General features: G+C 69.1%; 22 protein-coding genes and 3 pseudogenes. 9 read left to right on the top strand and 16 right to left on the bottom strand.

Going from position 1 to position 26,748, the window contains the following annotated elements:
* Window positions 1–5 precede the first annotated feature (5 nt).
* From nuoK to ACIGJO_RS22925, 11 genes are read right to left on the bottom strand one after another with little or no spacing between them, the layout of a single operon-like run.
* Window positions 6–305: an NADH-quinone oxidoreductase subunit NuoK gene (gene nuoK / locus ACIGJO_RS22975; RefSeq protein ID WP_073718458.1), complete on the bottom strand. Its 300-nt coding sequence runs from the start codon at window positions 303–305 to the stop codon at window positions 6–8.
* Window positions 302–1,129, bottom strand: coding sequence for an NADH-quinone oxidoreductase subunit J (locus tag ACIGJO_RS22970; protein ID WP_399960874.1), 828 nt, complete (start codon window positions 1,127–1,129; stop codon window positions 302–304). The genes nuoK and ACIGJO_RS22970 overlap by 4 nt, the downstream gene beginning before the upstream one ends.
* On the bottom strand, window positions 1,126–1,854 hold the full coding sequence (gene nuoI / locus ACIGJO_RS22965; RefSeq protein WP_399960872.1) for an NADH-quinone oxidoreductase subunit NuoI: 729 nt from the start codon (window positions 1,852–1,854) through the stop codon (window positions 1,126–1,128). Before nuoI ends, ACIGJO_RS22970 begins: the two co-directional genes overlap by 4 nt.
* Window positions 1,820–3,223, bottom strand: coding sequence for an NADH-quinone oxidoreductase subunit NuoH (gene nuoH / locus ACIGJO_RS22960; RefSeq protein WP_399960870.1), 1,404 nt, complete (start codon window positions 3,221–3,223; stop codon window positions 1,820–1,822). Before nuoH ends, nuoI begins: the two co-directional genes overlap by 35 nt.
* The gene (locus tag ACIGJO_RS22955) at window positions 3,220–5,730 is read right to left on the bottom strand and encodes an NADH-quinone oxidoreductase subunit G (protein WP_399960868.1); all 2,511 of its coding nucleotides are present in this window, start codon (window positions 5,728–5,730) and stop codon (window positions 3,220–3,222) included. Before ACIGJO_RS22955 ends, nuoH begins: the two co-directional genes overlap by 4 nt.
* Window positions 5,727–7,094: an NADH-quinone oxidoreductase subunit NuoF gene (gene nuoF / locus ACIGJO_RS22950; RefSeq protein ID WP_399960866.1), complete on the bottom strand. Its 1,368-nt coding sequence runs from the start codon at window positions 7,092–7,094 to the stop codon at window positions 5,727–5,729. Before nuoF ends, ACIGJO_RS22955 begins: the two co-directional genes overlap by 4 nt.
* A complete protein-coding gene (gene nuoE, locus ACIGJO_RS22945; protein ID WP_399961250.1) occupies window positions 7,091–7,915 on the bottom strand; it encodes an NADH-quinone oxidoreductase subunit NuoE in 825 nt (274 codons plus the stop codon). The genes nuoF and nuoE overlap by 4 nt, the downstream gene beginning before the upstream one ends.
* Window positions 7,916–7,941: 26 nt before the next feature.
* Entirely contained in the window at window positions 7,942–9,264 is a 1,323-nt protein-coding gene (locus ACIGJO_RS22940; RefSeq protein ID WP_399960864.1) for an NADH-quinone oxidoreductase subunit D, read from the bottom strand.
* Window positions 9,264–9,986, bottom strand: a complete 723-nt coding sequence (locus ACIGJO_RS22935) for an NADH-quinone oxidoreductase subunit C (RefSeq protein WP_399960862.1) — start codon at window positions 9,984–9,986, stop codon at window positions 9,264–9,266. Before ACIGJO_RS22935 ends, ACIGJO_RS22940 begins: the two co-directional genes overlap by 1 nt.
* Entirely contained in the window at window positions 9,983–10,537 is a 555-nt protein-coding gene (locus ACIGJO_RS22930; RefSeq protein ID WP_073718467.1) for an NADH-quinone oxidoreductase subunit B family protein, read from the bottom strand. The genes ACIGJO_RS22935 and ACIGJO_RS22930 overlap by 4 nt, the downstream gene beginning before the upstream one ends.
* An 18-nt stretch (window positions 10,538–10,555) precedes the next feature.
* Entirely contained in the window at window positions 10,556–10,915 is a 360-nt protein-coding gene (locus ACIGJO_RS22925; protein WP_030420561.1) for an NADH-quinone oxidoreductase subunit A, read from the bottom strand.
* 940 nt (window positions 10,916–11,855) lie between these two features.
* Here ACIGJO_RS22925 and ACIGJO_RS22920 point away from each other — a divergent pair.
* A complete protein-coding gene (locus tag ACIGJO_RS22920) occupies window positions 11,856–12,680 on the top strand; it encodes a C40 family peptidase (protein ID WP_399960860.1) in 825 nt (274 codons plus the stop codon).
* A 435-nt stretch (window positions 12,681–13,115) separates the two neighbouring features.
* Entirely contained in the window at window positions 13,116–15,365 is a 2,250-nt protein-coding gene (locus tag ACIGJO_RS22915; RefSeq protein WP_399961247.1) for a HelD family protein, read from the top strand.
* A 16-nt stretch (window positions 15,366–15,381) separates the two neighbouring features.
* Here the strand turns inward: ACIGJO_RS22915 and ACIGJO_RS22910 are convergent.
* Together ACIGJO_RS22910 and ACIGJO_RS22905 are read right to left on the bottom strand one after the other, a co-directional pair.
* Window positions 15,382–15,633 (bottom strand): annotated as a pseudogene (locus ACIGJO_RS22910) (hypothetical protein); the annotation flags it as partial.
* A 26-nt stretch (window positions 15,634–15,659) separates the two neighbouring features.
* Window positions 15,660–16,139 carry an ATP-binding protein gene (locus tag ACIGJO_RS22905; protein WP_399960858.1) on the bottom strand — a complete coding sequence of 160 codons (480 nt, stop codon included), beginning with the start codon at window positions 16,137–16,139 and terminating at the stop codon, window positions 15,660–15,662.
* Window positions 16,140–16,402: 263 nt separating this feature from the next.
* Here ACIGJO_RS22905 and ACIGJO_RS22900 point away from each other — a divergent pair, with 263 nt between their 5' ends.
* From ACIGJO_RS22900 to ACIGJO_RS22880, 5 genes and pseudogenes are all read left to right on the top strand, one after another.
* The gene (locus ACIGJO_RS22900) at window positions 16,403–17,257 is read left to right on the top strand and encodes a helix-turn-helix domain-containing protein (RefSeq protein WP_399960856.1); all 855 of its coding nucleotides are present in this window, start codon (window positions 16,403–16,405) and stop codon (window positions 17,255–17,257) included.
* Window positions 17,258–17,268: 11 nt separating this feature from the next.
* The gene (locus tag ACIGJO_RS22895) at window positions 17,269–17,469 is read left to right on the top strand and encodes a DUF397 domain-containing protein (RefSeq protein ID WP_399960854.1); all 201 of its coding nucleotides are present in this window, start codon (window positions 17,269–17,271) and stop codon (window positions 17,467–17,469) included.
* 313 nt (window positions 17,470–17,782) lie between these two features.
* Window positions 17,783–18,190: a hypothetical protein gene (locus ACIGJO_RS22890; protein ID WP_399960852.1), complete on the top strand. Its 408-nt coding sequence runs from the start codon at window positions 17,783–17,785 to the stop codon at window positions 18,188–18,190.
* A gap of 379 nt (window positions 18,191–18,569) precedes the next feature.
* Window positions 18,570–18,764 (top strand): annotated as a pseudogene (locus ACIGJO_RS22885) (hypothetical protein); the annotation flags it as partial.
* A gap of 177 nt (window positions 18,765–18,941) precedes the next feature.
* On the top strand, window positions 18,942–21,089 hold the full coding sequence (locus tag ACIGJO_RS22880) for an NACHT domain-containing protein (protein ID WP_399960850.1): 2,148 nt from the start codon (window positions 18,942–18,944) through the stop codon (window positions 21,087–21,089).
* A gap of 122 nt (window positions 21,090–21,211) precedes the next feature.
* Here the strand turns inward: ACIGJO_RS22880 and ACIGJO_RS22875 are convergent, their stop codons facing one another.
* Both ACIGJO_RS22875 and ACIGJO_RS22870 read right to left on the bottom strand, forming a co-directional pair.
* Window positions 21,212–22,012, bottom strand: coding sequence for a hypothetical protein (locus ACIGJO_RS22875; protein WP_399960848.1), 801 nt, complete (start codon window positions 22,010–22,012; stop codon window positions 21,212–21,214).
* A gap of 398 nt (window positions 22,013–22,410) precedes the next feature.
* Window positions 22,411–23,859: an amidase gene (locus ACIGJO_RS22870; RefSeq protein WP_399960846.1), complete on the bottom strand. Its 1,449-nt coding sequence runs from the start codon at window positions 23,857–23,859 to the stop codon at window positions 22,411–22,413.
* Between the two features lie 704 nt (window positions 23,860–24,563).
* Here ACIGJO_RS22870 and ACIGJO_RS22865 point away from each other — a divergent pair.
* Both ACIGJO_RS22865 and ACIGJO_RS22860 read left to right on the top strand, forming a co-directional pair.
* Entirely contained in the window at window positions 24,564–25,940 is a 1,377-nt protein-coding gene (locus ACIGJO_RS22865) for a S41 family peptidase (RefSeq protein ID WP_399960843.1), read from the top strand.
* 32 nt (window positions 25,941–25,972) lie between these two features.
* Window positions 25,973–26,137 (top strand): annotated as a pseudogene (locus tag ACIGJO_RS22860) (DUF1062 domain-containing protein); the annotation flags it as partial.
* A gap of 7 nt (window positions 26,138–26,144) precedes the next feature.
* On the opposite strand, the gene ACIGJO_RS22855 reads toward ACIGJO_RS22860, so the two are convergent.
* Window positions 26,145–26,748, bottom strand: a 604-nt coding sequence (locus ACIGJO_RS22855) for a DUF4232 domain-containing protein (protein WP_399960841.1), incomplete at its 5' end; no start/stop codon positions are given.

Genomic DNA, 26,748 nt, shown 5'->3' with positions numbered 1-26,748 from the left:
ACCCCTTACAGCTTCATCAGGCTGGCGTCGTCGACCGAGGCCGAGTGGCGGGAGCGGAACAACGACACGATGATCGCGAGCCCGACGACGACTTCCGCGGCGGCGACGACCATCGTGAAGAACGCGACGATCTGCCCGTCGAGATTGCCGTGCATCCGGGAGAACGTGACGAACGCGAGGTTGCACGCGTTGAGCATCAGCTCCACACACATGAACACCACGATCGCGTTCCGCCTGATCAGCACCCCGGACGCGCCGATGGTGAACAACAGGGCCGCGAGGTAGAGGTAGTTGACCGGATTCACTTGGCGACCTCCTCTTCTTCGTTGTCACGGCCGAGCCGTTCCCCGGAGCGCTGCTCCAGCGCCTTGAGGTCGGCGAGCGCCTGGCGCGACACATCGCGGACCTGGCCGCGCTCGCGCAGCGTCCGCATGACGGTGAGCTCGGACGGGGTGCCGTCCGGGAGCAGGCCGGCGATGTCCACCGCGTTGTGCCGGGCATAGACGCCGGGGGCGGGCAGCGGCGGGAGCTGGCTGCTGCGCACGCGCTCCTCGGACATCTCCCGCTGGCTCTTGGCCCGTTCGGTGCGCTCGCGGTGGGTGAGCACCATCGCGCCGACGGTCGCGGTGATCAGCAGGGCGCCGGTGATCTCGAACGCGAAGACGTACTTGGTGAAGATCAGGTTGGCGAGCCCCTCGACATTCCCGCCGTGCTTGGCGTTGGCGGCGCCGAGCCCGTTGAAACTGTTCAGGGAGGCATTGCCGATGCCCGCGACGAGCAGGACACCGAAGCCGAGTCCGCAGCCCGCGGCCAGCCAGCGCTGCCCCTTGAGGGTTTCCTTGAGCGAGTCCGCCGCGGTGACACCGACGAGCATGACCACGAAGAGGAACAGCATCATGATCGCGCCGGTGTAGACGACGACCTGGACGATGCCCAGGAAGTACGCGCCGTTGGCGAGGTAGAAGACGGCCAGGACGATCATGGTCCCGGCGAGCGAGAGTGCGCTGTGCACGGCCTTCTTCATCAGGACGGTGGACAGCGCGCCGATCACGGCGACGGTGCCCAGCACCCAGAACTGGACGGCCTCGCCGGTCGAGGTGGTGGAGGCCACTGCGGCCAGGCCGGTCATGCGTCCACCGCCTTGTCCTGCCGGTCGGCTCCGCCGTCGGCGGAGCCGGCGGATTCCGAGGACTTCCCGTCCTCGCCCTTGGACACGGCGCGCTGGCGCTCCGTACCGGGCGCGGCCTCGGTCACCAGGCCGCGGTAGTAGTCCTGTTCGTCCATGCCCGGGAAGATCGCGTGCGGACTGTCGACCATGCCCTCCTCCAGCCCCGCGAGGAGCTCGTCCTTGGTGTAGATGAGGCTCTCGCGGGTGGTGTTGGCGAGCTCGAACTCGTTCGTCATCGTCAGCGCCCTGGTCGGGCAGGCCTCGATGCACAGTCCGCAGAGGATGCAGCGCGCGTAGTTGATCTGGTAGACGCGGCCGTAGCGCTCCCCCGGGGAGTAGCGCTCCTCCTCGGTGTTGTCCGCGCCCTCCACGTAGATGGCGTCCGCCGGACACGCCCAGGCGCACAGCTCGCAGCCGATGCACTTCTCCAGGCCGTCCGGATGACGGTTGAGCTGGTGGCGGCCGTGGAAGCGGGGCGCGGTCACCTTCTGCGTTTCCGGGTACTGCTCGGTCAGCCGCTTCTTGAACATGGCCTTGAAGGTCACACCGAAGCCGGCCACGGGGTTCTGGAACTTGTCCCCCGAGGACCCCGTGGACCCCGAGGACCCCGAGTCCCCCGTGGATCCGCCCGATCCCCTGGGCTCTGATGACTCAGACACCGTCAGCCTCCTTTCCGTCACTCGCATTTCCGTCACTCTGAGTATCCGACCCGCCACTGACAACGAGCTCCCGCTCGCGTCGTGGACTGCGGCGCGGCACGGTCGGCAGGGTCTGTCCGGGCAGCGGAGGCACCGGGAATCCGCCCGCCATCGGGTCGAACGCGGGCTCCGGCCCGGCCGCCGCCTCCTCGGCCTTCACCTTGCGGTCGCGGAAGATGTCGACGACGAAGGAGATCAGCAGGACCGCGATCACGGCCCCGGCGACGTACAGCACGATCCGGGAGAAGTCGTAGCCCTCGTTGCGCAGCGCGCGGACCGTGGCGACGAGCATCAGCCAGACCACGGAGACCGGGATCAGGACCTTCCAGCCGAGCTTCATCAGCTGGTCGTAGCGGACACGGGGCAGCGTGCCGCGCAGCCAGATGAAGAAGAACAGCAGCAGCTGGACCTTGATGACGAACCAGAGCATCGGCCACCAGCCGTGGTTCGCGCCCTCCCAGAACGCGCTGATCGGATACGGAGCCCGCCAGCCGCCGAGGAAGAGGGTCACGGAGACCGCGGAGACGGTGACCATGTTGACGTACTCGGCGAGCATGAACATCGCAAACTTGATGGACGAGTACTCGGTGTTGAAGCCGCCGACGAGGTCGCCCTCGGACTCCGGCATGTCGAACGGGGCGCGGTTCGTCTCGCCGACCATCGTGACGATGTAGATGATGAAGGAGACCGGCAGCAGGATGATGAACCAGCGGTCCTCCTGCGCCTCCACGATCTTCGAGGTCGACATCGACCCGGAGTAGAGGAAGACCGAGGCGAACGCGGCACCCATCGCGATCTCGTAGCTGATCATCTGGGCGCAGGACCGCAGCCCGCCGAGCAGCGGGTACGTCGATCCGGAGGACCAGCCCGCCAGCACGATGCCGTAGATGCCGACCGAGGCGACCGCGAGGATGTACAGCATCGCGATCGGCAGGTCGGTCAGCTGCATCGTCGTACGGTGTCCGAAGATCGAGACCTCGTTGCCGGACGGGCCGAACGGGATCACGGCGATCGCCATGAACGCCGGGATGGCCGCGACGATCGGCGCGAGGACATAGACGACCTTGTCCGCCCGCTTGACGATGACGTCTTCCTTCAGCATCAGTTTGACGCCGTCGGCGAGCGACTGGAGCATGCCCCAGGGTCCGTGCCGGTTGGGCCCGATGCGCAGCTGCATCCAGGCGACGACCTTGCGCTCCCACACGATGGAGAACAGCACGGTCACCATCAGGAACGCGAAGCAGAAGACCGCCTTGATGACGACGAGCCACCAGGGGTCGGTGCCGAACATCGAGAGATCCTCGGCGGCGAGAGGGGCACCGTGCGGTGCCGTCGCGAGTGCGGCGAGGCCAGTCACGCTCGTACCTCCGATGGTTCGACGGGAGCACCGGGTGCGGCGGCGGGGCCGATCCGCACCAGGCCGCCGGGGCGTGCGCCGGTGTCACCGGGGATGCCCCGCCCGACGGAGTTCAGCGGCACCCAGACCACCCGGTCCGGCATGTCGGTGACCTTCAGCGGGAGTTCGACGCTGCCGGAGGGTCCGGTGACGGCCAGCAGGTCGCCGTCCTTCACCCCGGACTCGGCCGCGGTGGTGGCCGAGAGCCGGGCGACGGCCGCGTGCCGGGTCCCGGCCAGCGCCGTGTCACCCTCCTGGAGACTGCCCAGGTCCAGCAGCATCCGGTGGCCCGCCAGGACCGCCTCGCCGTCGCCGGGCCGGGGCAGCGGCCGCGCCGGCTCCCTCGGGTCCTGGGCGTGGGCGCCCTGCCCTCCGCCGAGCCGGTCCAGCTCGCGCCGGGCCGACTTCAGGTCGGGCAGCGCGAGAGGGACGTCCATGGCGTCGGCCAGCATGTGCAGCACCCGGGCATCGCTCGGGCAGAGCGTCCGGGGCATCTGCTCGGGCTTCAGCGCCGCCTCGAACAGCCGGGCCCTGCCCTCCCAGTTGAGGAAGGTGCCGGGCTTCTCGGCCACCGCGGCGATGGGGAATACCACGTCCGCCCGCTCCGTGACCTCGCTGGGCCGCAGCTCCAGCGAGACCAGGAAGCCGACCTGGTCCAGGGCCTGAAGGGCGCGTTCCGGGTCGGGCAGGTCGGTGACCCCGACGCCGGCGACGAGCAGTGCGCCCAGTTCGCCGGTGGCCGCCGCCTCCACGATCTGGCCGGTGTCGCGGCCGTAGCGGGCGGGGAGTTCGGCGACGCCCCAGGCGGCCGCCACCTCGCCCCTGCCCCGCGGGTCGGTGGCCGGGCGACCGCCGGGCAGCAGCGACGGGATCGCGCCCGCCTCCAGCGCGCCGCGCTCGCCGGCCCGGCGCGGGATCCACACGAGCGCGGCGCCGGTCGCGGCCGCGGTCCGCACGGCGGCGCTCAGCGCACCGGGTACCCCCGCCAGCCGCTCGCCCACCACGATCACGGAGCCCTCGGCGCGCAGCGCCTCGGCCGCCGCGGACCCGTCGCCCTCCAGCCCGACACCGCCCGCGAGCGCGTCCAGCCATTCGGTTTCGGTACCGGGGGCGGCGGGAAGCAGTGTGCCGCCCGTCTTCTCCAGACCGCGTGAGGCGTGCGAGGCGAGGGCGAAGGTGCGCTGGCCGTGCTTGCGGTGTGCCTTGCGCAGCCGCAGGAAGACGCCGGGGGCCTCCTCCTCGGACTCGAACCCGGCCAGCAGAACGGCCGGGGCCTTCTCCAGCGAGGTGTACGTGACTCCCTCACCGTCCAGGTCGCGTCCGCGTCCGGCGACGCGGGCGGCCAGGAAGTCGGCCTCCTCGCTGCTGTGGACACGGGCCCGGAAGTCGATGTCGTTGGTGTCGAGGGCGACCCGGGCGAACTTGCTGTAGGCGTAGGCGTCCTCGACGGTCAGCCGGCCGCCCGTCAGGACCCCGGTCCTGCCGCGCGCCGCGCCGAGACCGGCGGCCGCGGCGGCCAGTGCCTCGGGCCAGCCCGCCGGTTCCAGCACTCCGTCCGCGTTGCGCACGAGCGGGTGGGTGAGCCGGTCGCGCTGCTGGGCGTAACGGAAGCCGAACCGCCCCTTGTCGCAGAGCCACTCCTCGTTGACCTCGGGCTCGTTGGCCGCGAGGCGCCGCATGACCTTGCCGCGCCGGTGGTCGGTACGCGTCGCGCAGCCGCCCGCGCAGTGCTCGCACACCGAGGGCGTCGACACCAGGTCGAAGGGGCGGGAGCGGAACCGGTACGCCGCCGAGGTCAGCGCGCCGACGGGGCAGATCTGGATGGTGTTGCCGGAGAAGTACGACTCGAACGGGTCGCCCTGCCCGGTGCCGACCTGCTGGAGCGCGCCGCGCTCGATCAGCTCGATCATCGGGTCGCCCGCCACCTGGTTGGAGAACCGGGTGCAGCGTGCGCAGAGCACGCACCGCTCACGGTCCAGCAGTACCTGGGTGGAGATCGGGACGGGCTTCTCGAAGGTGCGCTTCCTGCCGTCGAAGCGCGAGTCGCTGTCGCCGTGCGACATCGCCTGGTTCTGGAGCGGGCACTCGCCGCCCTTGTCGCAGACGGGGCAGTCCAGCGGGTGGTTGATGAGCAGGAGCTCCATCACCCCCTTCTGGGCCTTCTCCGCGACCGGCGAGGAGAGCTGCGACTTCACGACCATGCCGTCGGTGCAGGTGATGGTGCAGGACGCCATCGGCTTGCGCTGGCCCTCGACCTCGACGATGCACTGGCGGCAGGCGCCGGCCGGGTCGAGGAGCGGGTGGTCGCAGAAGCGCGGGATCTCGATGCCGAGGAGCTCGGCGGCCCGGATGACCAGGGTGCCCTTGGGGACGCTGATCTCGATGCCGTCGATGGTCAGCGTGACAAGGTCCTCGGGCGGGAGAGCCGCCTCGCCGCCCCCGGAGGGCGCACTCGTGGTGACTGTCATGCGTTCACCCCCCGGTGAGTGTTCTTGTCGTCGGCCCAGACGGTCGACTTGGCGGGATCGAAGGGGCAGCCCCTGCCCGTGATGTGCTGCTCGTACTCCTCGCGGAAGTACTTCAGCGAGGAGAAGATCGGCGAGGCGGCGCCGTCGCCGAGGGCACAGAAGGACTTGCCGTTGATGTTGTCGGCGATGTCGTTGAGCTTGTCGAGGTCGGACATCCGGCCCTTGCCGGCCTCGATGTCGCGGAGCAGCTGGACGAGCCAGTACGTGCCCTCGCGGCAGGGTGTGCACTTGCCGCAGGACTCGTGGGCGTAGAACTCGGTCCACCGGGTGACGGCCCGTACGACACAGGTCGTCTCGTCGAAGCACTGGAGCGCCTTGGTGCCGAGCATCGACCCGGCTGCGCCGACGCCCTCGTAGTCGAGGGGGACGTCGAGGTGTTCGTCGGTGAACATCGGGGTGGAGGAGCCGCCCGGGGTCCAGAACTTCAGGCGGTGACCGGCCCGGATGCCGCCGCTCATGTCGAGCAGCTGACGCAGGGTGATGCCGAGCGGGGCCTCGTACTGGCCGGGGCTGGTGACGTGCCCGCTCAGCGAGTACAGCGTGAAGCCCGGGGACTTCTCGCTGCCCATCGACTTGAACCAGTCCTTGCCCTTGTTCAGGATCGCGGGAACCGAGGCGATGGACTCGACGTTGTTCACCACAGTGGGGCAGGCGTACAGACCGGCGACCGCGGGGAAGGGGGGACGCAGCCGGGGCTGGCCGCGCCGTCCTTCGAGCGAGTCGAGCAGCGCGGTTTCCTCACCACAGATGTACGCACCGGCACCCGCGTGCACCGTGAGTTCCAGGTCGAGGCCCGAACCCAGGACGTCCTTCCCCAGATAACCCGCCGCGTAGGCCTCGCGTACGGCCTCGTGCAGGCGCCGCAGCACGGGGACCACTTCACCGCGCAGATAGATGAAGGCGTGCGAGGAGCGGATCGCGTAACAGGCGATCACCATGCCCTCGATGAGGCTGTGCGGGTTGGCGAAGAGGAGCGGGATGTCCTTGCAGGTCCCGGGCTCCGACTCGTCGGCGTTGACGACCAGGTAGTGCGGCTTGCCGTCGCCCTGCGGGATGAACTGCCACTTCATCCCGGTGGGGAAGCCCGCGCCGCCGCGTCCGCGCAGACCGGAGTCCTTGACGTACGCGATGAGGTCGTCGGGCGTCATGGCCAGCGCCTTGCGCAGTCCCTGGTACCCGTCGTGGCGCAGGTAGGTGTCCAGCGTCCAGGATTCGGGCTCGTCCCAGAAGGCGGAGAGCACGGGCGAGAGCAGCTTCTCGGGGCTGGTCCCGTTCTCGTTGATCTCGGCGGCCAAGGTCATCACTCCCCCTCCTCGGCTGCGGGCCCGGCCGGGTGCTCCGGGTCGGAGGCCGAGGTCTGCTGTGGTGCGTCGTGCGAGCCGAGGTGCTCGGACGGCGAAGGGTCGTGGGGCTGGGCGCCGCCGTGGCTCTCGCCGCGCGGCGAGACGACCCGGGCCGGCGGGGCGGCCTCGCCCCTGGCGAGCCTGAGCCCGATCAGTGAGGCGGGCCCCGCGCCGCCGCTCGCCCCGACGGCTCCGGGACGCTCGTCGGGGAAGCCGGCCAGTATGCGCGACGTCTCCTTGTACGAGCAGAGCGGGGCGCCGCGGGTCGGTTCGACGGTGCGTCCGGCGATCAGGTCGTCGACGAGCCGCGTCGCGCTCTCGGGCGTCTGGTTGTCGAAGAACTCCCAGTTGACCATCACGACGGGGGCGAAGTCGCAGGCCGCGTTGCACTCGATGTGTTCGAGCGTGACCTTGCCGTCCTCGGTGGTCTCCTCGTTGCCGACCCCGAGGTGGTCCTTCAGCCGGTCGAAGATGGCGTCGCCCCCCATGACGGCGCACAGGGTGTTGGTGCAGACACCGACCTGGTACTCACCGCTGGGCCTGCGCCGGTACATGGTGTAGAAGGTCGCGACCGCGGTGACCTCGGCGGTGGTGAGGCCGAGCAGTTCGGCGCAGAAGGCCATGCCCGTACGGGAGACGTACCCTTCCTCGGCCTGCACCAGGTGGAGGAGCGGCAGCAGCGCGGAGCGGCTGTCGGGGTAGCGGGCGATCACCTCCTTCGCGTCCCCTTCGAGCCGGGCGCGCACGTCGGCCGGGTAGGCGGGGGCGGGGAGCTGCGGCATCCCCAGACTGACCTCTTGGTTTGCGGTCACCGGTCGACGCCTCCCATCACGGGGTCGATGGACGCGACGGCGACGATGACATCGGCGACCTGGCCGCCCTCGCACATCGCCGCCATGGCTTGCAGGTTGGTGAAGGACGGGTCGCGGAAGTGGACCCGGTAGGGGCGGGTGCCGCCGTCCGAGACGACATGCACACCGAGTTCGCCCTTGGGCGACTCGACCGCGGTGTACGTCTGTCCGGCCGGGACCCGGAAGCCCTCGGTCACCAGCTTGAAGTGGTGGATCAGGGCCTCCATGGAGGTGCCCATGATCTTCTTGATGTGGTCGAGCGAGTTGCCGAGTCCGTCCGGCCCGAGCGCGAGCTGCGCGGGCCAGGCGATCTTCTTGTCGGCGACCATGACCGGGCCCGGCTCCAGCCGGTCCAGGCACTGCTCGACGATCCTGAGCGACTGCCGCATCTCCTCCAGCCGGATGAGGAAGCGGCCATAGGAGTCGCAGGTGTCCGCGGTGGGCACGTCGAACTCGTAGTTCTCGTAGCCGCAGTACGGGTCGGTCTTGCGCAGGTCGTGCGGGAGCCCGGCGGAGCGCAGCACCGGCCCGGTGGCGCCGAGCGCCATGCAGCCGGCGAGGTCGAGGTAGCCGACGTCCTGCATACGAGCCTTGAAGATGGGGTTGCCGGTGGCGAGCTTGTCGTACTCCGGCAGGTTCTTCTTCATGGTCTTGATGAAGGCGCGCAGATGGTCGACCGTGCCCGGGGGGAGGTCCTGGGCGAGTCCGCCGGGACGGACGAACGCGTGGTTCATCCGGAGGCCGGTGATCAGCTCGAAGAGATCGAGAACCAGTTCACGATCGCGGAAGCCGTAGATCATGATCGTGGTGGCGCCGAGCTCCATGCCGCCGGTCGCGATGCAGACCAGGTGCGAGGAGAGGCGGTTGAGCTCCATCAGCAGGACGCGCAGGACCGTGGCCCGGTCGGGGATCTGGTCCTCGATGCCGAGCAGTTTCTCGACGCCGAGGCAGTACGCCGTCTCGTTGAAGAACGGCGTCAGATAGTCCATGCGCGTGACGAACGTGGTGCCCTGGGTCCAGTTCCGGAATTCGAGGTTCTTCTCGATGCCGGTGTGGAGGTAGCCGATGCCGCAGCGGGCTTCGGTGACGGTCTCGCCGTCGATCTCCAGGATCAGCCGCAGCACGCCGTGCGTGGACGGGTGCTGGGGGCCCATGTTGACGATGATGCGCTCGTCGTCGGACTTGACGGCCGACTCGACGACTTCGTCCCAGTCTCCGCCGGTGACTGTATATACAGTCCCCTCGGTCGTGGCACGGGGCGTTGCGTGGGGAGTGGTCATCAGGAGTACGACCTCCGCTGGTCCGGAGCCGGGATCTGGGCGCCCTTGTACTCGACGGGGATGCCGCCGAGCGGGTAGTCCTTGCGCTGCGGGAAGCCCTGCCAGTCGTCCGGCATCATGATCCGGGTGAGGGCGGGGTGCCCGTCGAAGACGAGCCCGAAGAAGTCGTAGGTCTCGCGCTCGTGCCAGTCGTTGGTCGGGTAGACCTCGACGAGGGACGGGACGTGCGGGTCGCTGTCCGGGGCGGACACCTCCAGCCGGATGAGCCGGCCGTGGGTGAGGGACCGCAGGTGGTAGACGGCGTGCAGCTCGCGGCCCTTGTCACCGAGGAAGTGGACGCCGCTGACTCCCGTACAGAGCTCGAAGCGCAGCGCCGGGTCGTCGCGCAGGGTGCGGGCGACCTGGAGCAGATGCTCGCGGGCGATGTGGAAGGTGAGTTCCGCGCGGTCGACGACGGTCTTCTCGATGGCGTTCTCGGGAAGCAGTCCCTGTTCGTCCAGGGCGCCTTCGAGTTCGTCGGCCACCTCGTCGAACCAGCCGCCGTACGGGCGCGAGGACGCGCCGGGCAGGGCCACGGTGCGGACGAGGCCGCCGTAGCCGGAGGTGTCGCCGCCGTTCTCGGCGCCGAACATGCCCTTGCGTACGCGGATGACCTCGGCCTGCTCGCGGGGTGTGGGGACGCCGTTGCCGTTGCGCTCGGCGCCGTTCTGGTCGTCGGTCACCGCAGCAGCCCCTTCATCTCGATCAGGGGGAGCGCCTTGAGCGCCGCTTCCTCCGCCTCACGGGCGGCCTCCTCCGCGTTGACCCCGAGCTTGGAGCCCTGGATTTTCTGGTGGAGCTTGAGAATGGCGTCGATCAGCATCTCGGGGCGCGGCGGGCACCCCGGCAAATAGATATCAACCGGAACAATGTGGTCAACACCCTGAACAATGGCGTAATTGTTGAACATCCCGCCCGATGATGCGCAAACCCCCATGGAGATCACCCACTTCGGGTTGGGCATCTGGTCGTAGACCTGCCGCAGGACGGGCGCCATCTTCTGGCTGACCCGTCCCGCGACAATCATCAGATCCGCCTGCCGCGGCGATCCGCGGAAGACCTCCATCCCGAACCGGGCCAGGTCGTAACGGCCCGCGCCGGTCGTCATCATCTCGATGGCGCAGCAGGCGAGGCCGAAGGTGGCCGGGAAGACGGAGGACTTCCGCACCCAGCCGGCGGCCTGCTCGACAGTGGTCAGCACAAAGCCGCTAGGCAGCTTCTCTTCGAGTCCCATGGTGTGCCCCTCAGCCCCTCAGTCCCATTCCAGGCCGCCGCGCCGCCACACATACGCGTAGGCGACGAAGACGGTGAGCACGAAGAGCAGCATCTCCACGAGCCCGAAGATCCCCAGGGCGTCGAAGGTGACCGCCCAGGGATAGAGGAAGACGATCTCGATGTCGAAGACGATGAAAAGCATCGCCGTCAGGTAGTACTTGATGGGGAAGCGGCCGCCTCCGGCCGGAGTCGGGGTGGGTTCGATACCGCACTCGTACGCTTCGAGCCGCGCTCGGTTGTACCGCTTGGGGCCGATAAGCGTGGCCATGACCACGGAGAAGATCGCAAACCCTGCCCCGAGGGCGCCGAGCACGAGGATGGGCGCGTAGGCATTCACGCTCCTCGCTCCTTCCAGTCGTCCTTGACCGTTGGACCGCATCGGGCGACCGGCTCGCCACCTCACCAAGATCGTGCACATGTGAGGCAGTTCACAAGCCCGACTGCCCCGCATCCTATGCCCGCCGTCCTGTGATCTGCGACACGGGGTACGACAACGCCTTTGTGATCTCCACCACCTGACGAACGATCATGAAGTCGGATGAGCGGTGATCTTCGTACGCGAAGCGGCCGAGTGATCACGAGACGTGACATTCGATGGTGTTACCCCTGGTCAAAGGAGTGCTGCGCTATCAATCGACGGCACATACAAGCAAATTGGCGATGGACAGAACCAGGTGATATAGGAATCGCGCGCCCTCGACGCTCACCCGGAAGAGAGGACGCGGGGAGCGATGTGGACATGTGCATGCATTCACGATCTTCCGGGCGGAGCCGCCGAGAGTCCGGCGCGGCGTGCGCCCGAGGGTCCGGCGCGGCGTGCGCCCGAGGGTCCGGCGCGGCGTGCGCCCGAGGGTCCGGCGCGGCGTGCGCCCGAGGGTCCGGCGCACCCCGCGAGCGAGGACCGGCACCCGCGCCCCCAAACGGACATGACGCCCCAATAGGTCATCTCGCCCCACAGCCCGGATCCGGCCACGCCCGCACCCGCGATACCTGCGCGCGAGTGCCCGCCGAGGCCGATTCACGCTGTGACCTGCGCCACTCCGGCCCTGCTTCGACGAAAGCGGGCTTGGCCAACGGTGTGAACGGATGGTAAGCGCCGGGCAATTCGGGCGTATTGCCGAAAGTCAATGATCACAGCCCTGACCGGCCGCGCCCGGTTTGCCCGTTACGGCGTCAATAAAGGCTCCCGGAAAGCGGATTCACAGATTCCGGACGTAACTGTGTCGCAACACACCTTTCTTGATGGGACCCCTACAGCCCTGATAGCGCTAGTACCTATGTCCCTCACCGCTCACATACCCAGCCACCGGAAGCCCCGCCAGAGTGCCTCGAAGACGGCACTGCGGGCCGGAGTTGCCGGTGGCGTCCTCAGCACCATCGCGGTCGCAGGCGCCGCCGGTCCGGCCCAGGCCGAGCCGGTGACCCAGACCATCGAGATGCCCACCATCACCTCCGGGCTCTCCACCACCGTCGCCGCTTCCGCACAGGCCACGCAGCAGGTCGCCCTCGACCTCGAAACGCAGGCCACCGAGGACGCCGCGGCCGAGAGCGCCGCGAAGAAGGCCAAGAAGGCCAAGGCCGAGGCGGTCCGCAAGGCAGAGGCCGAGAAGAAGGCCGAGGCGGCCGCCAAGGCCAAGGCGGAGGCCGCCGAGCGCGCGTCCCGCACCTCCGCGCGCACGACGCTCAGTGCCTCCCCCGGCTCCTCCGCGTCCTCCTCCCCGGCCTCGTACTCCTCCTCGAACGCCACGGGCTCCGCCGCGGCCGTCGTCGCGTTCGCCAAGGCCCAGGTCGGCGACGCGTACGTGCCCGGCGGCACCGGCCCCAACTCGTGGGACTGCTCCGGCCTCGTCCAGGCCGCGTTCCGCACGGTCGGCGTCGACCTGCCGCGCGTCTCGCAGGCCCAGTCGACCTTCGGCACCCAGGTCTCCCTGAACAACCTCCAGCCGGGCGACATCCTGTACTGGGGCAGCGCGGGCAGCGCGTACCACGTCGCGGTCTACATCGGCGGCGGCCAGTTCGTCGGCGCGCAGAACTCCAACACGGGTACCGTGCAGCGGTCCATGGACTACGACCGGCCGACCGGCGCGGTCCGCGTTCTCTGATTCACAAGCGTCCGGTCCCACCTCACCGGACGTCGGCGAACACGGCTGAGGGCCGTCACTCCCCCGCTCGGGAGGGACGGCCCTCGGCCATGCCCGGGGTCCTGCGCGCCCCCGGGCTCATTCCCCGTGCAGCGACCTGTCCGCCGGCCCCGTCGTGAAGCCCGTGAAGCGGACCTCCAGACCCTCGCGCTGCGGCGAGCAGCAGAACGGACCGGCCGGCGCGACCGCCTCCGGGTCCGGCGGGGCCGGCCCGACCATCCGCCGGGCCCCTGCCCGCGGCAGCGATTCGCACACAAAAAAAGCCCCGGCCGAATTGGCGTCCGGGGCTGGGTGCTGCGTATATTTAATTCTTCATGTCTTCGCGAGGAAAGACATGAAGAAGAAGTCTTCTTCGAGAAGCATATCGCGCCAGGAGTGGAATTGTCAACCGAGGAAATGCGGCAGGAACAGCAATTCATCACCGGCCTCTATGCCCGGCTCGATCAGCTCAGGGAACACGCCGAGGCGTCGGTGCGCGACGCGCTCGTGCAGGCCGGGACCGGTCTCCAGGCCCGGCTTGAGCGGGATGTGCTGGTGGCGGAGCAGTCCGGGCTGCTCAGTGCCATCCAGTCGGGAGAGAACGGGCTCTGTTTCGGGCGCATCGACTTCCGGGACGGCCGGACGCATCACATCGGACGTATCGGAATTCGTCAGGACGACACGGCCCGTACGCCTCTGGTGATCGACTGGCGGGCGGATGTGGCACGTCCCTTCTATCTGGCCACCGGCCATTCCCCGATGGGCCTGCGGCGAAGGCGCCACATCACCACCGAGGGGCGCACCGTCACCGCGCTCCACGACGAACTGATGGACCTCGCGGACCCGACCCGCACCGGCCACGAGGGCGCGGACGCCGACGAGGTCCTGCTCGCCGCGCTGGACGCGGCCCGCACCGGGCGGATGCACGACATCGTCCGGACCATCCAGGCGGAGCAGGACCGCATCATCCGGGCACCCCACAAGGGCGTCATGGTCGTCGAGGGCGGCCCCGGCACCGGAAAGACGGTCGTCGCGCTGCACCGGGCGGCATTCCTGCTGTACGAGTACCGGGAACTGCTGGCCCGCCGCGCCGTGCTGATCGTCGGCCCGAACCCGGCGTTCCTGAGCTACATCGGCGACGTACTGCCGTCCCTGGGCGAGACCGGCGTCCTCCTGGCCACCCTCGGCGAGCTCTTCCCCGGGGTGCGCGCCACCGGCACCGACAGCCCGGCCGCCGCCGAGGTCAAGGGAAGCGCCGCGATGGCCGGCGTGCTGGCGCAGGCCCTGCGGGACCGGCAGACCGTGCCCGAGCAGGCGACGGAGATCGTCCACGACGGCTACGGGACGCTCCAGCTGGACCGTGCCATGGCCGAGGACGCCCGGTGGCGGGCGCGCGAGAGCGGGCTGCCGCACAACCTGGCCAGGCCCGTCTTCGCGTTCCACATCATCGACGCGCTCACCGCGCAGCTGACCGAGCGGATCGGCGCCGACCCGTTCGGCGGTCCCAATCTCCTGGGCCCGGACGACATCGCCCAGATGAGCAAGGAGATCGCGATGAGCCGGGAGGTGCACGCGGCCGTCGACGAGCTGTGGCCGCAGCTCACCCCGCAGGAGTTCGTCGCGGACTTCCTCGCGGAGCCGATCCACCTCGACGACGGACCGGCCGGGCTGATCCGGCGGCGGGGCGGTGCGTGGACCGAGGCCGACGTACCGCTGCTGGACGAGGCCGCCGAGCTGCTGGGCGAGGACGACAGCGCGGCCCGTGCGGCGGCCGAGGCCGAGCGCCAGGAACGGATCGCCTACGCGCAGGGCGTCCTGGAGCTGTCCGCCGGCTCGGAGACGTACGAGTTCGAGGACGAGGAGTCCGAGGTCCTCGCCGCGCACAACATCATCGACGCCGAACGGATGGCCGAGCGGCACGAGGAGGCCGACCTCCGCAGCGCGGCCGAGCGGGCGGCGGCGGACCGGACCTGGGCGTTCGGCCACATCGTGGTCGACGAGGCGCAGGAGCTCTCGGCGATGGCGTGGCGGCTGCTGATGCGGCGCATTCCCACGCGCTCCATGACGCTCGTCGGCGACCCGGCGCAGACCGCCGAAGCGGCGGGTCTCGGCTCCTGGGAACGCATCCTGGAGCCGTACGTCGGTGACCGCTGGGAGCACGTACGGCTCGGGGTCAACTACCGTACGCCCGCCGAGATCATGGAGGTCGCGGCCGGGTTCCTGCGGGCGCACGACCCGTCGTTCGAGCCGCCCGGATCGGTGCGGTCCACCGGGGTGCGGCCCTGGTCGCTGCGGGTCTCCGCGGACGGCCTCGCCGCAGCGGTGGCGCGGGAGGCCGCGGCGGCCCGCGACGGCGGCCGGGTCGCGGTCGTCGCCCCCGCGGCACTGCACACCTCACTCCTCGCGGAGCTGCCGGACGCGGGCCACGGCCCCGCACCCGACCTCACCCGGGACGTGGTGCTGCTGAACGCGCGGCAGGCGAAGGGGCTGGAGTTCGACACGGTGCTGGTCGTGGAACCGGCCGCGTACGGAGTGAGCGACCTGTACGTCGCGCTGACCCGTGCCACCCAGCGCCTCGGGGTACTGCACACCGTCGATCTGCCCGAGGCACTCGGCGGACTGGAGGAGGCGGGGGCTGCGGGGGCTGCCGACGGTTCGGCCGGCTGACAGCCCCCGGCGGGTCTCACTCCGGCAGCCGGTCCAGCAGCCAGGTGCACAGCTCCTCGGTGATGGCGGTGTGTCCGGTGGTCTCCGAGGAGCACACGTAGTCGTCGACCTCGCTCTCGTCCGGGGACAGCTCGTCGATGTTCGCGTACAGGTCCGCCGGCTGGTCGATGTCCCGGATGGCGACCGCGCTGACGGACGGGACGAAGCAGACGTCGGGGTGGCGCAGGTCCACGGTCGCGCCGGCCTTCTCCAGCATGTCGCCGAGGATTCCCGGTGCTCGCCAGGGCAACCCGGTCACATCTCCCGTTCGACAAGGACGAACCAGACCGTCTTCGCGTGCGGTGAACTCCCGCCGTGCGTCGTGGTCCCCCACCGGCCGGCCAGGCTCTCCACGATGAGCAGCCCCCGGCCGTGCTCCGCGTGCGGATCGCCACCCGGCTTCGACAACGGTCCCGGGTCGGGCGGCGGTCCGGGCTTCAGCGGCGGTCCGGGCTCGTCGTCGGTGACGTGGACGAGAACCTGGTGCCGGTTCACCGTCACGTCCACGCGGATACGTACCGACCGCGTGTGGCAGTGCGCGTTGGACACCACCTCGCTCACGCACAACCGGCCGTCGTCCATGAGCGCGGGGTGCGCGCTGTTGCGCAGCACGGTGCCCAGGAAGTCCCGCGCGATCCGGGGTGCGGTGGGGACGTTCGGCACGACGAGCCGGTAGCGCTCGCCGCGCCGGGGGAGGCGGGGGGCGGGTGGAGGCGAAGCGGTTACGGAGGTCATGACGCGGTCTCCCTACGTGAGTGGGTCTCCGATGCGGCGACTCGGTCCGGTGATACGTGGCATTGGCCGATCCGGGGAGACGTCAACTCGCTGACGAATGGCTGCACTTCGGGTCACGGGACGAGCATGCGATCCACCGGAACGGTAGGGTCAATACATGCTCCGGTACAAGGCTGCACCTCCCGGGTTCACGCCCAGGAGTGAACGCGTCGCATCCCGGCGAGGGCCCTGCGAGACTGCACACGCGAACAGGGGAAGGTGACATGCCGCCAAGGGACAACCCAACCGCGCGCCAGGCCCGCTTGGGCAGTGAGCTGCGCAAGCTCCGCGAACGTGCGGGCAGGACCGCCCGTGAAGCCGCTGGGCTCATTTCCACCGACCAGGCCAGGATCAGCCACATCGAAGCCGGACGCAGCGGAATCAGCGAGGAACGCATCCGCCGGCTGGCGAGCTTCTACGCCTGCGACGACGAGGCGCTGATCAACGCGTTGTGCGCGATATCCCGCGAACACCGGGGCCAGTACTGGTGGGACGAGTACCGGGGCGTGCTCGCCCCCGGCTTCCTGAACATCGCGGAGCTTGAGCACCATGCGCGCTACATGCGGTGCCTGCAGTCCGTGACGCTGCCGGGGCTGCTCCAGACTCCGGAATACGCGCAGGCGCTGTTCGACGGTGTGCTTCCCAAGCTGCCCGAGGACGAGGTCTCGGCGCGGGTCGAACACCGCATGCGGAGAAAGACCGTGCTCGACCGCGACGATCCGCCCGAATTCGACGTCATCGTGCACGAGGCAAGCCTGCGCATGCGGGTCGGCGGCAGGAAGGTCGCCCGCGAACAGCTTGAGTACCTGCTTGAGGCGTCGGACCGGCCGACCATCACCGTGCGGGTGATTCCGTTCGCGAGCGAACAGTTCGTCGAGGTCACGCAGACCGTGCTGTACGCAGGCGGAGTCGTGGCGCAACTGGACAGCGTTCACATCGACGCACCCTTCGGAGGCGTCCATCTGGATGCGGCTGCCGATCTCCACCGGTACCGGATGCAACTCGACTTCGCACAGAAGGTCGGCCTCGCGCCCGAGGAGTCACGGAGCTTCATCCACCACATCGCACGGGACCTGTGATAATCCGCAGCATGAACGCAGAGATCGAGTGGCAGAAGTCGTCCTTCTCCGGCGGCGGCGGGGAGCAGTGCGTCGAGATCGCTGAGCACGCCGGCCAAATCCTGATGCGCGAGAGCGACGCACCCGGCGCGGTGACGGCCACCGGGCGGGCCCAGTTCTCCGCGTTCATCGCGGGCGTCAAGGCGGGCGAGTTCGCCCACCTCGCCCAGTAGAGGCCCCTCCAGACACACTCACGAGAGCCCTCCGCCAGCGGCGGTGGGCTCTCACGCGTATGGGCAACATATGTGCACCGGGGCATAGTTGCGCCGCCTGCCCAGTGACGCTACCGTCACTCCACGTCGCCGAAACGGCCGGATCCATCGTCCGGCCGCCCCCGAGCGACTACGTAACTCCGCCTTCCCCCAGCCCGATAGGGATCGGCCACACCAACCGCCCCCGCCCCGCTGTTCGTCACACAACCCCGGGGCGGGGGCTCTCCGGCACCGCACCGCACCACCTCCACACGCTGCGATCGGACGGTTCGTCATGCGTACCTCAGGCCACACCGCTCCCATCGATGTCCGCGTCGAGCGCGGCTTCCGGTTGGAAGTGCTCCGGTACGGGCCCACGACCGGCTTCGTCCCGGAACCGGTCGACCTCCGCATCGTGTCCGGCCCCCGCGAGGCCATCCGCGTGATCCGGGTTCAACTCCGGGCGAGCCACGCCCTGGGACTGGCTCCGCACGAGGCGACGCGAGCTCTGCACTGGGCCGACCAGGGCGGCTGGGTCCAGGCGCTCGGCGCACTCCATCGCGGCGAGCCCTGCGGGTTCGTCCTGCGGCTGAGCAAGGGGCGCCACATCGAGTGGACCGTACGCCCTCTGCGCTACCTGACCCTCGCGTCGCCTTCGGCCACGGTGGCCGGTGACAACGCAGGCCGATGCCGCCCGCAGTGACCGAGTCTGCCTGCGAGCGCGCCACACCCAGTGGAACGACACCACTGGGCACCACCTCGTTCTCCACGAGACCGGGGAGGAGCAGCCCCGGCGCCTCCACCAGCTGAGCGGCCGAAGTTCGGCGAACCGCTCGTCCACGCGCGGCCGGGCGACACGTGCGCATCTCCGGGCCGGGCCGCCTCGTACGCGGCACGGGGCACGGGGCACATCCTCGACGTACTCGACGTCCTGCACGCCGACCGCCACCGCCACCGGCGAGCTGCTGTCCACCGTGAAGTTCATGGTGCAGACCCTCGCCGCCGCCTGCGGAGTCCGGCGGGACCTCCAACTGCCCCGGGGTCCCCCGTTGGCCCGTCACGGATTACTGGGCAGCCCTTGGCGCACCGTCAGCCGGGCCCTCGCCCAGCCCCAGGGGCTCCGGTCGAGCGCGCCATGGCATGCCTGAAGTCCTGGCAGATCTTCCGCAAATCCCGCATCAGCCCCAAAACGTATGACCGTCATCACCAAAGCCGTCCTCACCCTGGAGAGGAAACGCGCTGAAATCGCTCACTCATGGTCGGGGTTCCTTTCATGACTGCCATCTGACCTGCTGTCACTCATCTGCGAATCTCGGGAAAGCTCAGTGGTGACCAACCGTCCACGCTACGCTGACGTGATGATGAAGAGGGGCAGGGCGCCTCGGAGCAGAGTGACGCGGATTTTACGCAGACTCTTCCTGACCGCCGTAGTGATCTTAAGTATCGTAATGTCCTTGATTTCGTTGCAGCATGACGGAAACTCTCCTGCGGATATCATCACCATCCTGGGCTTCCCGGTGGCGGTGATAGGTGTAACCATCGCTCTTTTCACGCTGACTGGCGACAAGGCCGACGTCAAGAAATGGGCGGAGAAATTAGCCAAGCAGGTCAAGGAAGACGAAGAGCGAACGTGGACGCAGTTGCTGGGCGGCGATCTGGCGGCGATCGACATTCCCTTTTCCATGTCGGACGCGGCAGGGCGGGCCGTCAGGGCCCCATTTCGCAGCGGCCGGCTCGACGGGGACGAGCACATCCCTGGGTTAGGGGATTTTTACGGCGGACTACATCCGCGGAGACTGGCAATAACCGGTGACGCGGGTTCGGGAAAAACAGTCGCAGCTGTCGGGCTGATACTTGAACTGATCAAGAAAAGGACCGGTGACGATCCGGTTCCGCTGCGGCTCTCGCTGGCCGAGTGGGACGGCGCGGAATCGCTGGCCGACTGGGTGCGGCGGCATCTCGTGGACGTATACGAATGGCCTGTCCACATGGCCGCACTGCTGGTCGACGAGCGGCTTGTCCTGCCCGTCCTCGACGGCCTGGACGAGATGGACCCGACGGACACCGACGGACGGCCACTGGACACTCCCGCCAGGGCCCTGGCTGCTCTGGAGGAACTCAATGCCCTGCAGGAAGGCCGTGAGTACGGTCCACTGGTCCTCACCTGCCGCACCGGGCACTACGAGGCACTGGCATCCCACGCCCGGCTGCGGAACGCGGCACGTATCCAGATCGACCCCCTCTCCCCGGCGGATGCGGTTCGCTTTCTGACCGGGCACGCGGACAGCCTGGTGGAGGTGCTGGGCCGACCGGACAGCAGCGCCCTGCAGCAGGCGCTCTCCACTCCCTGGCGCCTCTCCATTGCTGCCGCCGTCTACGCGGACGGCACGGGGCGGAATCCGGCCGAACTGCTTGAACTGCAGCATGCCGCAGGAATCCAGGATCACCTCATCAGTCACTTCATCACCGTCGCGTCACCTGCACCGCGCGGAAGCCGGCGCACACGGCAAGGCGGCGGTAGGACCTACAGCCCGCAGCACGTCCAGGCCTGGCTCGGGCAGTTGGCGTCCCACCTGGCGACAAGAAGTCAGGGCGGAGGCACCGACCTGGCGTTGCAGGACCTCTGGCACATGTCCGGCAGGCGGCGGGTGCGGGTGGTCGACGCCGCCGTCACGGCCCTCGTGGTGCTGCCCTTCTTCTTTCTTGCGGTTGACGGGGACGGCTGGTTGCCCGGCTTCGCGGTGGCCTTCGTGGCGGTGTGGGCCGTCACGAATGCTTCGGCTCCGACAGCCGGAGCGCCTGTGATCGCCAACTGGCGCAATCTCCGCACCTGGGCAGGCGTGCGAAAGTTCGGATGGGGCCTGCTTGCCGGAATCCTCCTGGGAATGACCATCAGCATGGTAGGGATGGGGGATGATATGGCGAGGTCCGGCGCTTATGTAAGGTACTTGGAAGTTCATGACAGCTGCGTAGAGAATTTCCCGAACGACGACATCGATGTCTGTGTACAAAGAGAAACTCCCCAGGGCTTCAAAGAGCTTGCCTGGGACGTGAAACACGGGTGGAAGGACGTCGACTTCGAGGAGATCTTGATGATCGGTATGGCCATCGGTCTCTTTTGCGGGATTCCGCAGGGCCTGGCCTTCGGGGCCGCCGGCCAACCGGATCTGCTCGTAAAGCCCCGACAGTTGATGCGAAAGGACATCCGTTACCGGATCATCATGTGCGTGCCACGTGCGCTCCCGGCTTTCCTGGTCGCGATGTGCATCTACGTGTTCGGAGTGGATCTGCTGCCCGTGTACCGGGGCGTGCTGTATGTCGACGACGCGAACGGGTCATCGGCCCTCCAGACGAAAGCCGTTCTCGCCATCGCTGCCGCTTCCCTGGTGTGCGGCCTGCTGGCCGCATCCCGGAGCACCGGAGCAAGCCGTCGCTATTTCGTCTTCCTTCTCTGCTCCCGGCGGAAGCTGCCCTGGCGGCTGGCTTTATTCCTCGACTGGGCGTACCGCGCTGGCTTCCTGCGCTATTCCGGCTCGCTCTATCAGTTCCGCCACCGTGAACTCCAGCAGTGGCTGCAGCGTCACCACGGCCTCAGGCCTTGAGGGATGCCGCGAGGAGAACGGTCCGGTCTGCCCTGTCGCCGTGAACGCGCGGCATGACCACCGGAATTACGGCGCCGATACGGTCGGCGACGCATGTGGGCGCCGGAACTACCGCTGCCATGTCACTCGGTGCCAAACCCGTGGCGTGCCATGGTCGTCGGGGAAGTACGGCTTGCGGCCGCGCTCAAGCCTGACGAGCTCGGCCACGGCGCGGTAGGGGCGGATACAAGGGGGCCGCGTTCGAAGTACGTCGAGTGCGCGTACTCGCCCGCGGTCTGCTCCCCGTGGAGTTCGTTGTGCTGTCCGGTCAGGTGCCGTTCGGCACAGCCGCACCAGTGGAGCGACCGGTCCACGACGAGGGTCAACCGCCCGGTATGCACATAGCCGTACGCGCTGGTCCAGAGCCCGAGGACGAAGGTGGACCGCTGCGGTGTGCGCGTCTGCGCACCGGCCAGCGCCAAGGCCTCGATCACGCGGGCCTCCGCCGACGGATCCTCGTAGCTGCTGCTCAGTTCCCAGTCCATGTCGGGCTGATCGCACGGGACGACGTCGGCCAGGCAGAGCATGGGCGGGCCTCCGCCGACGACAACGGTGGCACGGCCGTGGCCGAGCAGGTCCGCCGCGGCATGGAGCAGCCCGGAAGTCTCCGGCCTCTCCGAGAGGAGGTAGTTCCATCCGGTCTGCGACAAGGTGACGCAGCCGGTGCCTGAGCGGCCCGCAGCCGGTTTCGTCCCGCTCGGCCGGCGGCCGCCGTGGTCGAGGACGAAACGTCCGTACTTCCTCAGCACGTCCAGCTGCCACAGCCCGCCGGTACCCACCCAGCCCACCCGGGCCGCCAGCGCGCCCCGGTCACCGGAGAGAACAGCCCGGGGCGTCGGCCTGGGACCATGGCCCCACAGCGTCGAGATCGTCCAATCACCCATAGTGCGGGGCATCTTACGAACGAGGCACCGGACCTGCCACAGGGTTCTCCGGTACGGAACCGGTCCCCCGGCCGGCAGGGCGTCCGGGGGATCACGACGGCGCCGCCGGTGGCAGTGACCGGCGGCGCCGTTGACGAGATTCGTTTCGGGACAGCTCCCAGGGCTTCACCCGGTGGAAGCGAGGACCTCACCCTCGACCGGGGAGGCCTCCATGCCCGGCCGCACCGGCGACAGCTCGCTGTTGCTCCCCGCCCTTGGACCCGGCCGGCCACGACCCGGCCGGCCGGGGATGCCCGCCCTCAGGCACCCCCGGCCGGGAAGCGCTCCGTCACGCGCCCCATGACGCGGCGACCGGGTCGCCCGCCCCTACACCGCAGGCGGGCATCCCGGTGGCGGCATCAGAATCCCGGCGGACGGTGGAACCCGCCGATCACCTCCGCGAGGCGCTGCACGAACCGGACCGCGGTGCGGTCGTGCAGGTACGGCGCGATCACCTGGATGCCGACCGGCAGCCCGTCCCGGGTCGTCCCGACAGGCGCCACCGCCGCGGGCAGATGGTTGACCGACGACGGCGCCATCCACGTGAGCATGTCGCGATACGGCCGGTCGGCGCCGTCCACCTTCAGCGTTCGGACCGACCAGGTGGGGTCGGGCTGATGGTCGTGGGGGAAGGCGGCCGTAGGGCTCACCGGGCAGAGGAGCACGTCGACATCGCGGAAGAACTCGTCCCAGCGGCGGCGGGAGTGCTGCCGGCGTTCGTCGAGCGCGTGCCAGTCACGGAAGCGGAGCGTCAGGTCCGACGCGAACCCGCCCCCGGCCCCTTCCGCCGCGGCGAGTTCCACGAGCCCGGCGTACGAGTCGTCCGGCTCGACCAGCCCGCTCTGTGCCATCAGCAGCGGCTCATAGAGAGACATCGTCTCGTCGAGCCCGACCGGCCCCTTGCCCTCGACCACGGTGGCACCCTCGGCCCGCACCGCCTCCAACGCCGCCTGCATGATCTCGACCAGCTCGCTGTCGACGGGGCATGACGGGTCGTCGAGCCATGCCGTGACCCGGAACTCCCGCAGGGAGCTCGCCCTGGAGGCGGGCAGCTCCAGCCGCCATCCCGGGGCGCGGTCGTGGTCTGCTCCCGCGAGCACGTCGAGACCCACTTCGAGGTCGTCGGCGTGCCTGCCGAGCGGGCCGAGTACCGCCATGTCGAAGTCGGCCAGCGTCCCAGGGGCATGTCCGGAGACGCTCCCGTACCTCGGCACGATGCCGAACGACGGGCGCAGCCCGTAGACGCCGCAGAAGTGGGCAGGCACCCGAATCGAGCCTGCCGTGTCGCCGCCGAGCTCCAGTCCGGTCAGCCCCGCGGCGAGTGCCGCGGCGGACCCGCCGGACGAACCGCCGGGTCCGCGGGTCGTGTCCCACGGGTTGTTCGTGGTCCCGTAGACCTCGTTGTAGGTCTGCCAGTCCCGGGCGTCGGGCGGCATGTTGGACTTGCCGAACACGATCGCTCCGGCGCTCTTGAGCCGCGCGACCGACTCGGCGTCGTTCGTCGAGACGTGATGTCCCCAGCGGGTCGAACCCCCGGTGGTACGCATGCCCGCGACCTCAAGACTGTCCTTGATCGTCACGGGGACGCCGTGCAGGCGGCCGAGCCGCTCGCCGCGGGAGACCGCGCGGTCGGCCTCCAGTGCCGCGGTCCTCGCACCCTCCTCGTCCTGGGCAACGACGGCATTCACCTGCGGACCGAACTTCTCCACCCGGGCGAGGTAGTGGTCGAGCAGTTCGACGCTCGACACCTCCTTCGCCGCGACCGCGGCAGCGAGCTGACTTGCGGAGCGAAATGTTAGATCGGTCATGCAAACCTCCAGGAAGAGCTTGATCCACGGCAGTCACTCACCGTAAGAACAGTCTACTGAATCGTTTCTCCATGTCGGGCGCCAATTGTGAGCCACTTCACAGAAAATCGTGAGGGCGGCAGGGCTCCCACGCGCGGTGACCTGCACATTCATGGAGCCCGGGAGGTCTTCCGCGCCACCGGACGGGGCGATCGCTCGCCGACTGCACCCACAATGACGACGACGGGGCGGCTACGCTGAGTGATATTCGACTGCTTCTGGCCTGCGTGCGATGCTCGGCCCGGCGCCCGGACAATCGGAGGTGCTGGGCTTCTGCCGGCCCGCACCGAGGGGCAGACACGGTTCTGCATCGACCCCCGAGTGAGTGTCCGGAACAGCCCGGCGAGCGCCTCGACCTTCGCGAGCAGCTCGGCCGCCATCAGGGCGTGCGGCAGATCGAGCGCGTCGTCGGCCGTCGCGGTCTCCACATGCCGCACGGCGCATCTGCTGCGAACTCGCGGCGGTCGGCGATTCGACAGCGGTGGATGCCGGAACTCCCCAGCGTGAACGGATTGGTTGAGGGCCATCGAGCGGCACGCGAAGTCAGCGGTAGCGGGGGGGGCTGGCCCCACCTTCGATCAGCCGGACAGCCGGATGGCGGAAGAACGCCGTGTCGGCGACCGTGGGTCTGTCCCGAACAAGTCGCCTACAGAGAAGGCAGGATCGTGCGCATTGTCACGGCCACCGCCGTCGCACTGGCTCTCGCCTGCGGAGCCGCACCAGCCGCCACCGCCCACCAGCCGACCACCGACGGAATCTGGCGCATGGACGGCTACGGCACAGTGCTGTCCATCCGGAACGGAACTTTCCAGGAGTACCAGACCACCGCCGTCAGCTGTCTCAAAGGCGACTCCGCGCGGCGGACCGGCCCCGGCACCTACACCACGCCCGACGGGACTGTCCTCACCGTGCGCACCCACGGAGGCCGCGACCGGGGGTCCATGCGGGTGGACGGCTCCGTGGGCGAACGGAACCTGCGCCGGATCCCGGAGTTGCCCGACGCCTGCACGCGGCCGGCCCCCAAGGGTCCGCTCGCTGCCTTTGACGTCTTCTGGCAGTCCTTCGAGGAGAACTACCCCTTCTTTTCCGCCAAGGGCATCGACTGGCACGCCGTACGCGACCAATACCGGCCCCAGGTGCACGCGAAGACGACCAAGGATGAGCTCTACGCCGTCTTCAGCGAGATGGTCAAGCCGCTCCACGACTCCCACGTTGCCGTTCAGGACGGCGACCGCGTCTTCGCACAGGTTCGCCCCGGCACCGTCCTGCCCACCGAGGAATTGGACACCGAGGTCAAGAAGTTCATCGTGGCGCACGACCTCAAGGACGCCCGGAACCTCCAGGACTTCGCCAACGGGCGGATCACCTACGCCGACCTCCCCAGCGGGCAGGGCTATTTGCGGATCTCCGGCTTCGGCGGATACGCGGACAATGGCGCCCCCTACGCCGTCCAGCTGGCCGAACTCGACAGGGCGCTGGACACAGTCCTCAGCCAGGAGCGCACCCAGCGCCTGAAGGGCCTGATCATCGACCTGCGGATCAATGGTGGCGGCTCCGACTCCTTGGGAATCCACATCGCCGAGCGCCTCACCGACGCCCGCTACACCGCCTACTCCAAGCGGGCCCGCAACGACCCCGCCGACCCCACCCGGCATACTCGCCCCCAGCCCGCGTATGTCACGCCCGTCCAGGGCCCCCGTTACACCGGGCCGCTCGCCGTGCTGACCGGCGGCTCGACTTTCAGTGCGGGGGAGACCTTCGCCCAGGCCCTCATGGACCGGCCCGGCAGGACGGTCCGGATCGGACAGCCCACACAGGGCGTCTTCTCGGACGTCATGACGCGCAAGCTCCCCAACGGCATGTCGGCCTGGCTGCCGAACGAGGAGTTCCTGACCCGCTCGGGCGGGACCTTCGACGGCACAGGCATTCCGCCGCACCTCACTGAGCCGGTCTTCACCAAGGACGAGTTCGACAACAAGAGGGACTCGGCCTTCGACAGGGCTCTGAACATCCTGCGGGACTACGGCGGCCCCACGAACTGACTCAGGAGCAGCGGAACTGGAGGACAAGCCGGCTCTGTACGGGCTGCGGGGAGACGGCAGAACTCACGGTCCTGGAGCGGATGAACGTGCGCTCCGTACAGCCTGCGCTGCTGGACCGGCTACATGGCAACGACCCCGGCCTGGCCGGCGAACTGCTCCAGGATCCGGTCATGCGGCACCGCAATCGCATCGCCCTCGCCCGGGTCAGCCGCCCTGTCCGGCGCTGCCCATGGGGCCGACGGTGACGGGGGAGCCGGTGCCGTCGGTGACGGGGAGGGTGGCGGCGCCGGGCCAGTCGAGGGTGACGGACTTGGTCTCTCCGGGCGGGGTCACGACGAGGCCGGTGACGCGGACGCCGGAGCCGCCGGAGTCGTTGAGGGGGTAGGTGATGCCGAAGAAGGTGGACTCGCCGTCCTTGAGGATGTCCGGGCCGGCCGGCCGGCCGCCGCGCTCGGCCGAGAGCGGTCCCTCGCTCGTCTTCAGGTCGACGCCCGCGTATCCGGAGAGCGAGCAGTCCCCGCCGCCGCTGTTCTTGAACTCGACCACGACGGTGCCCTCGGGGTCGTCGCTGATGCTGTTGTCCGCCGCCGTGATCTCCAGCTCGTCGGTACGGCACTTCCCGCTCCCGCCGCCCGCACCCGCCACGGCCGCGCCCTTCCCCGCGGAACTCTTCCCGGCGGAGTCCGCCGCCCCGTCCTTGTCGGCACTGTCCTTACCGGTGCCTTCCGAGCCCGAACCGCCGCCCGCCGACGCCGCGTTGGACGCGGAGGACGGGGCGCTCCGTCCCGTGCCGTCCTCGTCGCCCTGG

The sequence above is a fragment of the Streptomyces sp. NPDC079020 genome, assembly GCF_044542225.1.
In the GTDB taxonomy this organism is placed as follows: domain Bacteria; phylum Actinomycetota; class Actinomycetes; order Streptomycetales; family Streptomycetaceae; genus Streptomyces.
This window is presented reverse-complemented; position numbering and strand designations above follow the sequence as displayed.

Excerpts from the sequence above, each read along its gene's own strand:
- ACIGJO_RS22970 (WP_399960874.1), bottom strand. The coding sequence starts at position 1,129 with ATGACCGGCCTGGCCGCAGTGGCCTCCACCACCTCGACCGGCGAGGCC.
- ACIGJO_RS22900 (WP_399960856.1), top strand. The coding sequence starts at position 16,403 with ATGCCGCCAAGGGACAACCCAACCGCGCGCCAGGCCCGCTTGGGCAGT.
- ACIGJO_RS22890 (WP_399960852.1), top strand. The coding sequence starts at position 17,783 with ATGCGTACCTCAGGCCACACCGCTCCCATCGATGTCCGCGTCGAGCGC.
- ACIGJO_RS22940 (WP_399960864.1), bottom strand. The coding sequence starts at position 9,264 with ATGACCACTCCCCACGCAACGCCCCGTGCCACGACCGAGGGGACTGTA.
- ACIGJO_RS22895 (WP_399960854.1), top strand. The coding sequence starts at position 17,269 with ATGAACGCAGAGATCGAGTGGCAGAAGTCGTCCTTCTCCGGCGGCGGC.
- ACIGJO_RS22875 (WP_399960848.1), bottom strand. The coding sequence starts at position 22,012 with ATGGGTGATTGGACGATCTCGACGCTGTGGGGCCATGGTCCCAGGCCG.
- ACIGJO_RS22870 (WP_399960846.1), bottom strand. The coding sequence starts at position 23,859 with ATGACCGATCTAACATTTCGCTCCGCAAGTCAGCTCGCTGCCGCGGTC.
- ACIGJO_RS22955 (WP_399960868.1), bottom strand. The coding sequence starts at position 5,730 with ATGACAGTCACCACGAGTGCGCCCTCCGGGGGCGGCGAGGCGGCTCTC.
- ACIGJO_RS22905 (WP_399960858.1), bottom strand. The coding sequence starts at position 16,139 with ATGACCTCCGTAACCGCTTCGCCTCCACCCGCCCCCCGCCTCCCCCGG.
- nuoI (WP_399960872.1), bottom strand. The coding sequence starts at position 1,854 with ATGCGAGTGACGGAAAGGAGGCTGACGGTGTCTGAGTCATCAGAGCCC.
- ACIGJO_RS22915 (WP_399961247.1), top strand. The coding sequence starts at position 13,116 with ATGCGGCAGGAACAGCAATTCATCACCGGCCTCTATGCCCGGCTCGAT.
- nuoE (WP_399961250.1), bottom strand. The coding sequence starts at position 7,915 with ATGCCGCAGCTCCCCGCCCCCGCCTACCCGGCCGACGTGCGCGCCCGG.
- ACIGJO_RS22930 (WP_073718467.1), bottom strand. The coding sequence starts at position 10,537 with ATGGGACTCGAAGAGAAGCTGCCTAGCGGCTTTGTGCTGACCACTGTC.
- ACIGJO_RS22920 (WP_399960860.1), top strand. The coding sequence starts at position 11,856 with ATGTCCCTCACCGCTCACATACCCAGCCACCGGAAGCCCCGCCAGAGT.